The organism is Paenibacillus sp. y28 (genome assembly GCF_037137075.1).
Classification (GTDB): Bacteria; Bacillota; Bacilli; order Paenibacillales; family NBRC-103111; genus JBBBNV01.
Map to the genome: position 1 here is coordinate 39,094 of NZ_JBBBNV010000012.1, position 13,134 is coordinate 52,227.

A 13,134-nucleotide genomic window follows, 5' to 3' on the forward strand; every position below is an offset into this window, starting at 1 on the left:
TGTATGCGGCTTAGGGCTCCGTCCGGCATCATGTATCGAATAAGTAGCCGGCTGGATCATGGATGCTAGCCTGTCAGGAGGGCGAACCCGAGGTCGCCGCCCCTACGGGCCGGGGGGCCGTAGGGATCTGCAATACCCCGCCGGATTGGGGCGCAGGGTTTGCTTTGACCGAAGCGGCTGGCCCCGGCTGGGGGATCGGTTCTTTTTTTCGACGTTGAATAAACAGGAAAATGAACGGAATGCATAGAAACAGCGGCAGCGACGAGATCATGAACGTATCGGCGATGGCCCGGACGCAGGCTTCCTTCTGGACGAGGCCGGAAATGGGCGATAAGGCCAGGCCTTGCGCGGACGCCCTGTCGATCCCGGATTGCAGGAATCCGGCGGTGAGTGTGCTTGCCGTCGATGTTGCCGCGACGGAGGTGTTGGTCACATTCTCCGAGATTTCCGAGCCTGCCCTGACCTGCAGGTTGGTCATGACGGCGGTTAAGACGGCAATCGCCATTGAACCGGCCACCTGTCCGATGCAGTCAGGCCTCCAGCAGTGTTTCCAGCAGCATTGCGGTTTTGGGCTTGGGCAGCGGGGGAGAGAAGTAGTAGCCCTGCACGACATCACAGTTATGCTGTTCATAGAATGCATATTGCATCTCCGTTTCGACCCCCTCGGCAATAACCTCCAGCTCCAAACGGTGGGCCAAATCCAGCATGCAGGTTAGAACAACCTCCGTTTTGCTGTTGGAGGATAGCGATTGGGTGAAGGTTCGGTCGATTTTTAACGTGTCGATCGGGTAGTTGATTAAATAATTCAGGGAGGAGTACCCGCTCCCGAAATCATCCAGGGATAATCGCACCCCGATGGATTTCAGTTCATGCAGCTTCTGAATAAGGGTATCTTCCTGCAGCATGGCTACACTTTCGGTCAGCTCCAGGTCCAGATAAGACGGCGGCAGTCCGGAGCGATCGAGGGCTTGCTTGACGACGTCCACGAAGCCGTCCTCCTGAAGCTGTACCGCCGAGACGTTGACTGCGATACGAAAAGGGACACCAAACAAGCTATGCCACATTAGACAGGTGCGGCAGGCTTCGTTTAGCACCCAGCTCCCAATAGGAATTATAGCTCCGGTTTGTTCGGCGACGGAAATGTAGGCAAGCGGGGAAACATCGCGGTATTCCGGGCGTTTCCACCGAAGCAGCGCCTCCAGGCCTACGAGCTTGCCGCTTTTAATGTCGATTTGAGGCTGATAATAAAGTTCAAATTGGTTTTGTTCGATGGCTTCCTGTAGAGCCTGCTCCAGATTGCGCCGCTCCTGTTGATCCAACGTATTCTCCCTCCACCATGCTGCGATTGTCAGCTTCCTCTGCTGCGGCTGTCACGGACGGTTGCGTTTTCCACCTTGAAACCACGGTGGGCCGGCGCACCGTCCTTTCCGATCCGGCCAATGCGGGTTTGCTCCATATCATTGTAGAATTGAATCCAGTAGTCCAGTTGAACGCTAAGCTCATACACTCGCGGATGGGTGAGTGATTGAAACACCTTGTAGGTCATATGCAGTTCATGACGCAAGCGCTCAATCATGCTGGCGATGTACTTTGGGTCTTCCGGAGGAGTCATCATCAGTAATACCCCTGTTTCTTTCGCCTGGATTCGATTATTGGCGCTCTGTTTATTACAATGGTGTTCGTACAATGCATGTTGTTCGAATTGGATATAAGGAGGCACAGGACCTTGGATAACCATTTTGAACAAATCGATGTCCGGGCTGAGGCCGCTCTGCTTATGGAGATTGGCCGTTCAGCCCCTTCAAGCGATGATCAAATCGTGCAAATGTTTTTGACCACCTGCACACAATCGCCCTACACGCTTCGCAATTACAAAAATGCGATCCAGCTGTTCCGCACGTTCACAGCTTACCGCCCGCTGAAGGATATTACATGGAAAGACATGGAGGCTTTCAAGCTGGCGTTAGCGCGGGGAATACTGGCAAAATCAACCACAGCGTACGCCCCGGCTACGGTGGCAAGCATGCTGTCCCCTCTGCGTTCATTTTACAAATGGTGCAGTGATCCGAACATCGGGATATTTAAGCATAACCCGACGACAAGCTTGAAATCGCCCAAAGTTCAAATTACCAGCGGCCTCAATTATTTAACCAAACGGGAGCTGGCGCTGCTGCTGAACGAACTAAAACAGCGCGGCCGGCGGGACTATATCCTCGGTCTCATGCTGATTATGCTGGGATTGCGGGTGTCGGAGCTGGCTGGACTGCAGTGGGAGGATTTCCATCCCGATCCGCTTGAAACCTCGGTATGGCTTACTGTGAAGAAGGGCAAAGGTGGGAAGGTCCGGGAGGTCAAAGTGCCCGCCACGCTATGGAAGCAGCTGATCGTCTATGCTGAAGAGAACGGAGGGATGCAACCGGGGCGCGTCTTCCCCATTACAGTTCGGCGAATTGAGCGTATTATTGAGGCCGCCCGCAATTCCAGCGCTTTGACCAAGCAAGTCACGCCGCACTGGTTTCGCCACACGAATGCGACACTGGCCTTACTGCACGGAGCATCCCTGCAGCAGGTTCAGGAAACATTAGGCCATTCTTTTATGAATACAACTCAGAGATACTTACATACCGTTGAGCAATTAAAAAAAGCGGCTCCCGACTTCGTCGAGGAAAGTATAAAGGACATCCTCTAGTTCCGAGGAACTATAAAAGGGGTGGTCAGATCAGCGTATTTTATGCTAGTATGGAAATATCTTCTTCTCAAAAAAATTGCTAGATTCCACGGTTATTGTCGAACAACATGCATTGTACGAATCCTATTATAGTCTATTATTTCCTTCCAAATACGTAAAAAACCGCCGCGGGCATTTCATTTTGCCACGGCGGGTTCATTTTATCTAGACCGCTCATTGATGATAAGGCACCTACACGCTGGCCGCCGGTGATTCGAGAGGGAAGGAAGCTCCCGGATGGCTAAGCAACCGGCTTATCCCTTCCAGCGGGCTCTTTCGTTACCACCGTAATTTCCTTGGCCCCTTCCCAATTGTAGCCGCCGGGGATGATGGTGATGGATACGTTCGTCCTGCAGGGGACGCGAAAGAGACTGATGCCCATATATTCAATGCATGCAGGGTCGCTTGAAGTTAAAACCCGCTCGCTCACCGGCTTTTGATCCTCTCGCACCAGTTGAACGACGCCGCCTATAGGCACGGTATAGCGGGTTTTGGCGATACGAACGGTGTTTTCATTCGGTATCGAGTACCGGATGACCGTTGCGCCGGGATAGATTGGGAGCTGGTAGGGAGCCAGTACAAATTCGCCGCCGAGCTTCTCCCAAACCTTGAACTGATTGCCCGAGCCTTGAATGAGGCGAGTTCCCTCGAAAAACACGGACCCCTGAAAAATATCGTTCTCCTTCACATACGTTCGGATAGCTCCTCTTTCCTCGCCAAGCACCTCATAGGTCAAGAAAGCGCCGGAGCCGATGCCCATGCTGTACAGCACCAGAACCGGAGTGCCCGTCAAATTCCACCGCCGATTGTAAAATTGCACACCGACCGCATTGTCCATTTGATGTGTATACACGATGTGCCATTGCCCGGTCAGCGGATGCTGCTGCATTATGCGCACATAGGTGGTATAAGTGTTGCGGTCTTCGTCCAGAATCAGCACGTAAGGGGCGTGCGTACGGCCCAGCGTGATGGAATATACCCGATGTGCTTGCGGATCGGCGCGAAACCATGGTTCATACATGCTTAAAAACCTCCCGCTCATGGTTGAATCGTACGGATTCACGATATGCGGCAGGCCTGGTCATGGTTACACGCCTACATTCAACTCGTCGGAGTTATCCGTGCGTCGCAAGGCCAAATCGGCTGCGGCTGTCAAAAAGGCGTAAAGCGCGTTCCGTCAAAGGCAAAGCGTTCCAGCTTCGTATCCGGATCGCCTGTAAGCTCGCCGTCCTCAGACAAGCCGTAGCGGGATACCCAGTGGAACAGCTGCGGACCGTCCAGATCATCGGTAATCCGGCAGCTGCCAACGGCGAACGTAGCCCGCTGCGGCAGCATAGCCTGCCTGTCGGTCATAATTCCGTTCCAGGCCTCAATATATTGGCCGTTCTCAACATACCACAGCCGGACCCTTTCCTCATGGCCCCCTGTCCCGCCATCTGCAGTAACCGTTTCAAACATACGCTTGCCGCCGATATCGCGGCCGGTTAAATCCCAGGTATCCACTTTAAAAGCTTGCTCATGGACCAGTGTAAACCCGCCGTCAGGCTGATGAAGGAGCAGAAAGAAATGTCCCAGATGCACAGCGCCGTCAATACGGGCTACCAGATCGGGGGCGCCATCGCCGTTCACATCGGCGAGCTCGAAGGACAATCCGTCCGTATAATAGTCCGTGTCCTTACCCTGGGCTCGGAGGAGGTGAATCACCTCGTCCCGGGTGAGCTTGCCCTGCGGGGCAGATAATGGGGCCGCCGCTTGGGCTTCCTCCCGGGTATATGCGGCTTGGGCCCAATTTCCTGCCGTGTATGGCGCTTGCAGGCCCATGCCGCTAGGGGCTGATCCCGCTGTCGGAATCGAAGGGCCCGCGCTGTTCTGAGCGGCAGCGGCTCCAGTTTGTGAGGCTGCGCCGGAAGCTGCACTGGAGCTGTCCAGGCCATGGCTGCCGGCAGACATGACATAATTGGCAGATAATCCGAGCAGCAGCGCCAGGGGGATACCCACAAGCCAGTGACGGAAACGAGGTTTGCGGGGGGCCGGGGTGGGAGACATTATTAGCTTCATCCTTTGTAAAATAATGGTTTATTTTAATAAAGACGGATTAGAACCCCAAAAAGTTTCTGTTTGCCAAGCCTTAAAAAAATCTTCATATAATGTGCCAGTACAGTTTACAAACCACCTCTATACTTAACCTATTCATATGTTGATATGTTCATATTTGTCGGAGGTGTGTTTACACGCATGATTAAAAAAATCGGTAAAGTATTGACCAGCATCGCTGTTACAAGCACTCTGCTCGCAAGCAATGCAGGTCTGCCGTCTCAAGCGGTTCCTGTCGTACACGGTGCGGAACAGACGGCAGGGGCATCTGTGTATATTGCGCCAATCGACAAGGCGAAGCTTCTGGCAGGGGCCAAATTCGATTTCCGCGTAGAGCTGAACGGGCTGGACACGCTGCCTGGATCAGTCAGCATCACGGTTAACGGCGAGAATGCGGAGCAATTTTTCAGCAAAGCCTTCGATAAAACGAACACGGAAACGAGTCAGGAATTTACGATTCGCGAGGTAACGATTCAAAAGCCGGGAACCTATGAGGTCGCTGTCAAGGCAGACAACGGGCTGAGCAAATCCGTAACATACGAAGTGGTAGCGGTGGATAACGGCGGAGCCAAAGCGAAGAACGTGATTTTGTTTGTCGGGGACGGCATGGCGTTTTCCGATATCACTATGACCCGGATTATGTCCAAGGGTCTGACGGAGGGCAAGTACAACGGGCTGCTGGAAATGGATACCTTCGACCAGCGTGCAGTGGTGACAACCTCCGGGATGGACTCGGTCGTAACCGATTCGGCTAACAGCGCGAGCGCGTACAGCACGGGACATAAATCGGTCGTCAACGCCCTCGGCGTTTATCCGGACAACACTTCGGACTCGCTCGACAATCCGAAGGTGGAAACCTTGGCCGAAATGGTAAAGCGCACCCGCGGTATGTCCGTAGGTGTAGTATCCACAGCGGAAATTGAGGACGCTACGCCGGCATCGTTCGTGTCGCATACCCGCAAACGCGACGACAAGGCGGAAATTGCCGAGATGCTTTATGATTTGCAGCCGGAGGTTATTTTGGGCGGGGGCTCGGCGTACTTCCTGCCGAAGTCCACACCGGGGTCCAAACGCAAGGACGAGAAGGACTTGTTCAGCATGTTTGAGCAAAAGGGCTACACCATCGCGGAAAATGCGACCCAACTGCAAGCGGCCGATCCGGGCAAGAAGCTGCTGGGCCTATTCCATACCGGGAACATGAGCGTTTATTACGATAAAGCCACCAACAACACGGCTGAGCTGAAGTCCTTCACGGATCAGCCCAACCTGTGGGACATGACCCAAAAGGCGATTGATGTGCTCAGCCAAAACGACAACGGCTTCCTGCTGCTGGTAGAAGGCGCGAGCATCGACAAACAGCTGCACACGCTGGATTGGGAGCGGGCTGCCTACGATACGATTGAAATGGACAAGGCGATTGGCGTAGCCAAGCGTTTTGCCGAAAAAAATGGCGATACCACGATCGTGGTTACCGCTGACCATGCCCATTCTCTAAGCATTGCCGGAACGTATTGGGAAGGCGACGGCAAGTCCGGCCGCGATGCGATTCGCGTCTATGCCGACTCGTTGTTCCCGACCTACGTGGACAGTGACGGGGACGGCTTCCCGGACAGCCCGGATGTAGATCGCAAGCTGGCCATGACGTTCGGCTCTACCCCGGACTACTACGAAGATTACAAATTCAATCAAGTGCCGACCGCGCCTGCCGTGCAAAATCAAGACAAACAGTATGTAGCCAACCCGGCTTCTCTGGCTAACCCTGACGATTCGGACCGCGATCGCTTCCTGCGCAAAGGCACAGTAAGCCCGACGGGCGAAAGCCAAGGCGTGCACTCCGCGGATGATGTGCCGTTAATGGCGTACGGGCCGGGAGCCAGCTATTTCAAGGGGACGATGGATAACACGGAGGTCTTCTTCGGAATGGCGCATGCGCTCGGACTGAATTTGAACGGCGAGCAATCCGACGGGAAAAATTGGATTCCACTGGCCAGCTTTATTAACCTGATGGGCGGTACAGTGAAATATGATGCGGATACCCGTGAAATTACGATGCTGCTGCATGAGGATACGGTTGTGCTGAACCTGTCCAGCGGCAAAGCGACCAAGAACGGCAAGGAAGCTTCGCTGGAATTCAAATTCGATAACGGAACGACTTCTTTGAACAGCAGCTCGATTCTGAGCGTACTAGGCAAATAAATAATCCAAGCGGCCGTCTATGGCCGGGCAAAATAGCATAAATGGAGGGACAGCTCATGCTGACGATGAACAAGCGTTTCATAACAGCGTGTTTAACAGCGGCACTGCTGACTGTCTCCGGCTGCGGACAACCGGCTTCCCCGATTAGCGGGGGGTCGGTTGCTTTGTCCGCTGCGGCTCCTTCGGAGCCGCAAGCGGGAGGGAAGCCGGAGCGAGCGGAGAAGGGGCGGACGGAATCTGGCGGCGGCCAGGGTGCAAGCAGCAGCGGTGCCGGAAACGGCACATTGGGAGCCGACGCTGCCACAACGGCGCCGGACGCTGCAGCAGGTCCCGCAGGGAACGCGGGGACCGCCTCCGGAACGTCCGGCGGCGGAGAACGTGCTGCGGCGCAGGGGAGCGCGACGCCGCCCGGAGAAGCGGCGGCTTCAGCTTCTGCGGCAGAACCGGCGGCTTCTGCCGGGCAAACGTCTCCGGCTGCACAAGCGGCTGGCGGTGCTCAGCCGGCGGCGGTCCAGGAGCCTGCCGGACCCGGGGCGGCCGTTCCGGAGAGCAAGCCGGCACAGCCGGAGCCTGCGGTATCCGGGCAGTCAGTCAGCGGGGCCTCTGCCGCTGCGGGCAGCAGTGCGTCGGGGCCTGTGGCAGCCGCTTCGGGGTCAAGTGCCAAGGAGACCATGCCGTGGAAAAATGCGGGGAACACCCCGACACTGACATTTGCAGAGCTGTACTCGGATATTACCGTCCGCGGCGTAAAGCTGTCGGATAAGGTCGCTGGCCTGGCGGATAAGAAGGTGGAAATGGTCGGGTATATGGCGCCGCCTTTAACCGCTCAAGCCAGCTTCTTCGTCCTGACGCGGGTGGCGCTGACGGTTTGCCCGTTCTGCTCCAGCGATGCGGATTGGCCGACGGATATCGTAGTCGTATTGATGCCGAAGGGCAAGGAGATATTGCCTACCGAGCACCAGGTTAAGGTGACCGGTACGCTCAGCATCGGCTCCCAGACGGACGAGGAGACCGGCTTTGTCAGCCTGATTCGGATGATGGCGGACAAAGTGGAGGTGCTGAAATAATGCTTCTGCTGGAACAGGTGACGAAGTCGTACTCCCTTCCCGGGAAGCAGCAGGTGGAGGTGCTGAACATTCGCCGTTTCGCCATGGCCGCCGGGGAGCGAACCGCGCTGATTGGCCCCAGCGGATCGGGGAAGAGCACGCTGCTTCATATCATCGCCGGTATTCTCCGGCCGACGAGCGGCACGATCCGGTTTGCGGAGCAGCCGCTTGAGCAGCTAAGTGAGGCAGGGCTGGACCGCATCCGCGCGCAAAATATCGGTTATGTATTCCAAACCTTCAATCTGCTGCCGGGCTTCACGGCGCAGGAGAATGTGCTGGCTGCCATGCGCTTTGGCCGTGTCATTCCGGTTCGGCAGCAGAAGCAGCGGGCGAAGGAGCTGCTGGAGCAGGTCGGTCTGGGACACCGCTTGTCCCATCGCCCTGGACAGCTCAGCAGCGGCGAGCAGCAGCGCGTGGCTATCGCCCGTGCGCTGGCGAACCGGCCTGCGCTGCTGCTTGCCGATGAGCCTACCGCCAGTCTGGATTCGGGACATGCCGAGCAGGTGTTCACCCTGCTGACGGAGGCCTGCGCCGCTGCAGGCGCCGGCCTGCTGCTATGCACACATGACCTGGAGCTTGCCAGGCGGTTGGAACGGGTGGTCAGCATACGGGATTTGTCGTCTTCTGCCATCCGTACGGGGGCGGATCGTGCCGGTCAGAGCGGGCACGGAACCGGCTTCAACGTGGAGACGGCCGCGGCTCGTATGGACGCGGAAGGATCGCGAGGGAAAACCAGGACGGCGGGTCTTCAGGACACCGGCGGCAAGGAGGTGGTATAGCGGTGTCGCTTTTACAGATGGCTTGGCGCAATTTGTTTAACCGCCGTGTGCAGACACTTATCACGGTTGTCGTGGTCGCCATTGGGGTAGCGATGGCGCTCAGTATTTTACTTATCTCCGGCGGGATGAAGCAGGGAATTGTTAAGGCCAGCGAGCCGTTCGGGATGCTCGTTGGGGCCAAGGGCAGCGCCAATCAGCTCGTATTCAATACGATTTTTTTAATGGACAATCCGCTGGCGAACCTGCCGCCGGATTATTATCATACGCTTGAGCGCGATCCGCGGGTGGCCGCGATCGTCCCGTTTGCGCTGGGAGATAACTATCAGGGCTTCCGGCTGGTGGGCACAAGCACCGATTTTTTTGATTTGCGCGGCAAGCCGGGGGACCCGCCTTACTTCCAGCTTGCGCAGGGAAGGCTGTTTGACGGGCCCTTTCAAGCGGTGATCGGAGCCAGGACTGCCAAGGAAACCGGGCTGAAGCTGGGTGATACGTTTGTATCCGGGCACGGAACAGCGCATTCGCAGCAGGAGGATCAGCACGCCGAGCATCCCTACACGGTTGTCGGCATTTTGCGAGGTGTCGCAGCCCCGTCGGATCAGGGCCTCTATGTCAGCATGGACAGCTATTGGGTGAGCCATGAGCACGAGCATGGACATGCAGAGACCTCCGAACCGGCTCCGGCGGACGCTGCCGGGAATTCGGCCTCGAAGCCGGATAACGACTTGTCCAAGGAGGCTGGGCATGCGGATCATGACCAGGAGGAAGGGCGCGAGGATGAGCAGGGTGTCACCGCAGCGCTTGTCAAAACCAAAAGCTACACCGATCTGTTCAGGCTGTACCAGGAAATCAATCAAGGCAGGGATGCACAGGCTGTGCTCCCGGGTCAGGTCATTTCCAAAATTTTCGACATGCTGGGCAGCGGTGAAGAAGTGCTCCGCTACATCAGCTATGTGGTGCTGGGGATGGCCGGAATGACCATTGTGGCGGCTTTGTACGGCTCGACGGTGGAACGGAGACGGACGGTGGCCATTCTGCGCGCAATTGGGGCCGGACGAGGAGCGGTTCTGCGTATTGTGCTTCTGGAATCGATTCTGGTCGTTGGGCTGGGCTGCCTGCTCGGCTGCGCGGCAGGCCAGCTGCTATCCTGGGGGCTGGCGTCGTATATCGGGTCCCATATGTCCGTTGCAGTGGCCTATGTATATACCTGGCAGATGCTGTGGCTGCTTGGCGGCGTAGCTGCGCTAGGCGGTATAGCGGGCTTGATTCCTGCTGTCGGCGCATACCGGACCGAGACAGCGCGTTATTTAAATGCGGTATAAACGGTTAGGGGCGCATTCGGCCTAACGATCAAATAAGCTTCCGATAACCCCGTCATCGATGGAGATGTGGAAGCTTCTTTGGTTTGGCTGCGGGCCGTGTGTGAACGGCTGCCTGATGCCACGAAGCGAAATCCTGCGCCGGAAGCCGGCGCGCGATGTAGAAGCGGTAAGAAGTGTTTGAGCAGCTAAGAAGAGCCTCATTCTGTGTGATGAGGGGGAAATTTTTGGATAGCCTGTATGTCCTGTATGTCCACCTCTTCCTTCAAGCATACAGCAGGAGGCGGCCCTATTTCAGCAGCTTCCTTATTTTCTCTTCGAGGGCTTCGTCGGTCGTCGTTCCGACCATTCTTTCGACAATCATCCCATCCCGGTTCATGAAAAAGGTCGTTGGCAGCGGCGCGATATGATAAGCCTCCGCCACGCGCATGTCTTTATCGAGCAGTACGGGAAAGGGGAGGCTGTACTTGCGGACAAACGCTTCCACATCAGCTTCATGATCCCTCCCTGTCAAATTGATCGCGTACAAGCGGATGTCATTCTTATACTGGCTGTACAGTTTAGCCCACTGGGGCATTTCGGTGGTGCAGGGCTCGCACCAGGAGGCCCAGAACAGAATGACGGCCGGCCCTGCGGGAGGCTGCTGCAGTCCGAGATTTGCGCCATCCAGAGCGGAGAGCTGGAAGGACGGGGCGGGATAACCGATTTTGGCTTCTGTGCGACTGGCGGGTGAACGGTTAATCGCAGTTAGCATAATAACGCCCGTGCAAGCCAGAAGCAGAAGCGGAAGCAGGTGTTTGGTCATGAGGTGTGGCCCTTTCGTCAGGAAAATGCTTGCTCTCCTTATTGTAAGCCGGATATGTTATCGGAGTTTAAAGAGACCCGAAGGGTGCATAAATCCGGCGGGTGTGCTCCATACTACCGGGTGAAGTTATCCAATCAAGGAGGGAAATCCCATGGTCTCCCATGACGAAAGCAGATATGACAGCAGTCTTCAGTCCCAAAATCCGATTTCTCAAGCCCAGCAATCGGTAGAAACCGCGCATAATGCTGTTTCACAGGCCCTGACGCATCCGAGCGAGCAGCTTGTGCAGCAGGCTGAGCAGGCGGTGAGCAAGGCGGAGCGAGCGGCGGATCAGGCCGCGCAGAGCCGCAATCAGCCTGCGGTGGAGCTTGTGCAGTCGATGCTGAATGAGGAGGAGGAGCGGCTGGCCAAGGCGGAGCGGCAGCGGCGGCAGGATTAACGCGTTTCGGCGTCCCGCCGGGGCCTGGTCTATTGTCCGGTCATCAACGAAAACAGGGTTCGACGCCACTTGCAGCTTCCTTGCTGTTCTCCTTGCGGTCAGGATACGGACGTTACTTCAGGTTCCTTCTACTAGTTGCAGAGCGGTTTCATTTCCCCGGCAACGGGAGCAAGGGGGCCTGTCGCAGCGCTTCGATGGCTCATCCAGGCTTGTGCCCGGAGCCGCCTAAGAAGCCAGCCATTTTGCCGTATCCGGCGCGCAGCCGGGCGTCTGAATCGCATACGCGCAAATAAACCGAGAGCACGAACCGTTGACGGCGGATAAGCCCGGCGGTTCGTATTTTTTGTTAAACGGCCGGGTAATCGCATTTATGCAAGGGGATGGTTTTTCTACTGGGCGGAACGGTTCCATACCACCGTCATGACCTTCTGTCGCCTTCCCGGTATGAAAGCAGCTATTTCACAGAAAAGGCATTTGTAGAAGCTGGAAGCCGCTATGCCGTTGCAGCAGCCGAGAAAGCGTCCTGTTTGCGGGAGGGTGCCCGGACCAGACTTTTCCCATATGCTATAATTTAGTGGCAGGACAATCACGGAGGGAGAGGGACCAGATGAAGCCAAAAGTATATATCGCACGGGATGTGCTCCCGGAGGTGGAAGCTTACATTGCGGAGCACTGTGAGGTACGGCGCTGGCGCGGGGAAGGAACGCTGGGCTATGACCGCATGCTGGAAGAGCTGCAGGACGCGGAAGGACTTCTGACCACGGGCGGGCGCATTGACGCTAAGCTGCTGGAGCATGGGCCTAACCTGAAGGTAGTCAGTAACATTTCCGTCGGGTACGACAATTTCGATGTGCAGGCGATGCTGGAGCGCGGGGTGCTTGGCACGCATACACCCGAGGTGCTGGATGATTCGGTGGCCGACCTGATTCTGGGACTTATGCTTTCCTCGGCGCGGCGCTTGACGGAGCTTGATGCTTATGTGAAGCGGGGCGATTGGCAAAAAGGAGCCAACACCGAGCTGTTCGGGCTGGATGTGCATCATGCGACACTCGGTATTCTCGGCATGGGCCGCATTGGCGAGGCTGTAGCGAAGCGGTGCAGGCTCGGCCTGGACATGGAGGTGGTTTATCACAACCGGACACGCAAGCCGGATGTGGAGGAACGGCTCGGCGTAAGCTACGCTTCCAAGCAGGAGGTGCTGCGGCAGGCCGATTTCCTTGTCGTCATGGTCCCGCTTACCCCCGAGACGGAGAAATATATTGGGGAAGAGGATTTCAAGCTGATGAAGCCGACCGCCTTCTTTATTAATGCCGCCCGTGGCAAGGTCGTTGATGAGGCTGCCCTGATATCGGCCTTGCAGCAGGGGCGCATCTGCGGAGCGGGTCTGGATGTATTCGAGAAGGAGCCGGTTGACCCGGCCAATCCGCTGCTGACGATGTCCAATGTGGTGACTCTTCCGCATATCGGCTCCGCCACCGCCAAGACAAGGCTGGACATGGCGATGCTTGCAGCGCGCAATCTTGTGCTGGCCGTGAAGGGCGAGCGCCCGGTTCATGTGGTCAAAGAGCTCCAGCCGCTGCTGGATCGCTAGCAGGCGCCGGCTGCAGGTAAACTGCCATTATACATAACGACGGCATAACGAGTCCGGTACAAGGACAGTTATGCCGTCGT

General features: G+C 56.5%; 13 protein-coding genes. 7 read left to right on the top strand and 6 right to left on the bottom strand.

From position 1 onward, the window contains the following. Positions 1-73: 73 nt before the first annotated feature. The 3 genes from WBG83_RS11655 to WBG83_RS11665 are packed head-to-tail and all read right to left on the bottom strand — an operon-like array spanning position 74 to position 1,615. Positions 74-505, bottom strand: coding sequence for a hypothetical protein (locus WBG83_RS11655; protein WP_336745198.1), 432 nt, complete (start codon positions 503-505; stop codon positions 74-76). Positions 506-530: 25 nt separating this feature from the next. After that, positions 531-1,319, bottom strand: a complete 789-nt coding sequence (locus tag WBG83_RS11660; protein ID WP_336745199.1) for a putative bifunctional diguanylate cyclase/phosphodiesterase — start codon at positions 1,317-1,319, stop codon at positions 531-533. Positions 1,320-1,348: 29 nt separating this feature from the next. Further along, complete coding sequence (locus tag WBG83_RS11665) at positions 1,349-1,615, bottom strand: aspartyl-phosphate phosphatase Spo0E family protein (RefSeq protein ID WP_336745200.1); 267 nt, start codon at positions 1,613-1,615, stop codon at positions 1,349-1,351. Positions 1,616-1,726: 111 nt separating this feature from the next. Between WBG83_RS11665 and WBG83_RS11670 the strand changes: the two genes are divergently transcribed. After that, on the top strand, positions 1,727-2,689 hold the full coding sequence (locus tag WBG83_RS11670) for a tyrosine-type recombinase/integrase (protein WP_336745201.1): 963 nt from the start codon (positions 1,727-1,729) through the stop codon (positions 2,687-2,689). A gap of 280 nt (positions 2,690-2,969) precedes the next feature. On the opposite strand, the gene WBG83_RS11675 is transcribed toward WBG83_RS11670, so the two are convergent. Next, complete coding sequence (locus WBG83_RS11675; protein WP_336745202.1) at positions 2,970-3,749, bottom strand: hypothetical protein; 780 nt, start codon at positions 3,747-3,749, stop codon at positions 2,970-2,972. Positions 3,750-3,880: 131 nt separating this feature from the next. After that, entirely contained in the window at positions 3,881-4,774 is an 894-nt protein-coding gene (locus WBG83_RS11680; protein WP_336745204.1) for a hypothetical protein, read from the bottom strand. A gap of 189 nt (positions 4,775-4,963) precedes the next feature. Here WBG83_RS11680 and WBG83_RS11685 point away from each other — a divergent pair, with 189 nt between their 5' ends. From WBG83_RS11685 to WBG83_RS11700, 4 genes are read left to right on the top strand one after another with little or no spacing between them, the layout of a single operon-like run. After that, positions 4,964-7,018 carry an alkaline phosphatase gene (locus tag WBG83_RS11685; RefSeq protein WP_336745205.1) on the top strand — a complete coding sequence of 685 codons (2,055 nt, stop codon included), beginning with the start codon at positions 4,964-4,966 and terminating at the stop codon, positions 7,016-7,018. Between the two features lie 56 nt (positions 7,019-7,074). Then, positions 7,075-8,085 (top strand): hypothetical protein, encoded by a 1,011-nt coding sequence (locus WBG83_RS11690; protein ID WP_336745206.1) that lies wholly within the window; start codon positions 7,075-7,077, stop codon positions 8,083-8,085. Continuing rightward, a complete protein-coding gene (locus WBG83_RS11695) occupies positions 8,085-8,903 on the top strand; it encodes an ABC transporter ATP-binding protein (protein ID WP_336745207.1) in 819 nt (272 codons plus the stop codon). The genes WBG83_RS11690 and WBG83_RS11695 overlap by 1 nt, the downstream gene beginning before the upstream one ends. Before the next feature lie 2 nt (positions 8,904-8,905). Further along, positions 8,906-10,222: an ABC transporter permease gene (locus WBG83_RS11700; RefSeq protein ID WP_336745208.1), complete on the top strand. Its 1,317-nt coding sequence runs from the start codon at positions 8,906-8,908 to the stop codon at positions 10,220-10,222. Positions 10,223-10,508: 286 nt separating this feature from the next. Here the strand turns inward: WBG83_RS11700 and WBG83_RS11705 are convergent, their stop codons facing one another. Beyond that, on the bottom strand, positions 10,509-11,024 hold the full coding sequence (locus tag WBG83_RS11705) for a TlpA family protein disulfide reductase (protein WP_336745209.1): 516 nt from the start codon (positions 11,022-11,024) through the stop codon (positions 10,509-10,511). Positions 11,025-11,175: 151 nt separating this feature from the next. Between WBG83_RS11705 and WBG83_RS11710 the strand changes: the two genes are divergently transcribed. After that, positions 11,176-11,463: a hypothetical protein gene (locus WBG83_RS11710; protein WP_336745210.1), complete on the top strand. Its 288-nt coding sequence runs from the start codon at positions 11,176-11,178 to the stop codon at positions 11,461-11,463. A gap of 607 nt (positions 11,464-12,070) precedes the next feature. Further along, the gene (locus tag WBG83_RS11715; protein ID WP_336745211.1) at positions 12,071-13,054 is read left to right on the top strand and encodes a 2-hydroxyacid dehydrogenase; all 984 of its coding nucleotides are present in this window, start codon (positions 12,071-12,073) and stop codon (positions 13,052-13,054) included. Positions 13,055-13,134: the final 80 nt, after the last annotated feature.

What these genes read in the sequence shown, in the direction of transcription:
- WBG83_RS11655 (WP_336745198.1), bottom strand. Translation starts at nt 505, where the DNA reads ATGGCGATTGCCGTCTTAACCGCCGTCATGACCAACCTGCAGGTCAGG.
- WBG83_RS11665 (WP_336745200.1), bottom strand. Translation starts at nt 1,615, where the DNA reads ATGATGACTCCTCCGGAAGACCCAAAGTACATCGCCAGCATGATTGAG.
- WBG83_RS11675 (WP_336745202.1), bottom strand. Translation starts at nt 3,749, where the DNA reads ATGTATGAACCATGGTTTCGCGCCGATCCGCAAGCACATCGGGTATAT.
- WBG83_RS11680 (WP_336745204.1), bottom strand. Translation starts at nt 4,774, where the DNA reads ATGTCTCCCACCCCGGCCCCCCGCAAACCTCGTTTCCGTCACTGGCTT.
- WBG83_RS11685 (WP_336745205.1), top strand. Translation starts at nt 4,964, where the DNA reads ATGATTAAAAAAATCGGTAAAGTATTGACCAGCATCGCTGTTACAAGC.
- WBG83_RS11690 (WP_336745206.1), top strand. Translation starts at nt 7,075, where the DNA reads ATGCTGACGATGAACAAGCGTTTCATAACAGCGTGTTTAACAGCGGCA.
- WBG83_RS11695 (WP_336745207.1), top strand. Translation starts at nt 8,085, where the DNA reads ATGCTTCTGCTGGAACAGGTGACGAAGTCGTACTCCCTTCCCGGGAAG.
- WBG83_RS11705 (WP_336745209.1), bottom strand. Translation starts at nt 11,024, where the DNA reads ATGACCAAACACCTGCTTCCGCTTCTGCTTCTGGCTTGCACGGGCGTT.
- WBG83_RS11710 (WP_336745210.1), top strand. Translation starts at nt 11,176, where the DNA reads ATGGTCTCCCATGACGAAAGCAGATATGACAGCAGTCTTCAGTCCCAA.
- WBG83_RS11715 (WP_336745211.1), top strand. Translation starts at nt 12,071, where the DNA reads ATGAAGCCAAAAGTATATATCGCACGGGATGTGCTCCCGGAGGTGGAA.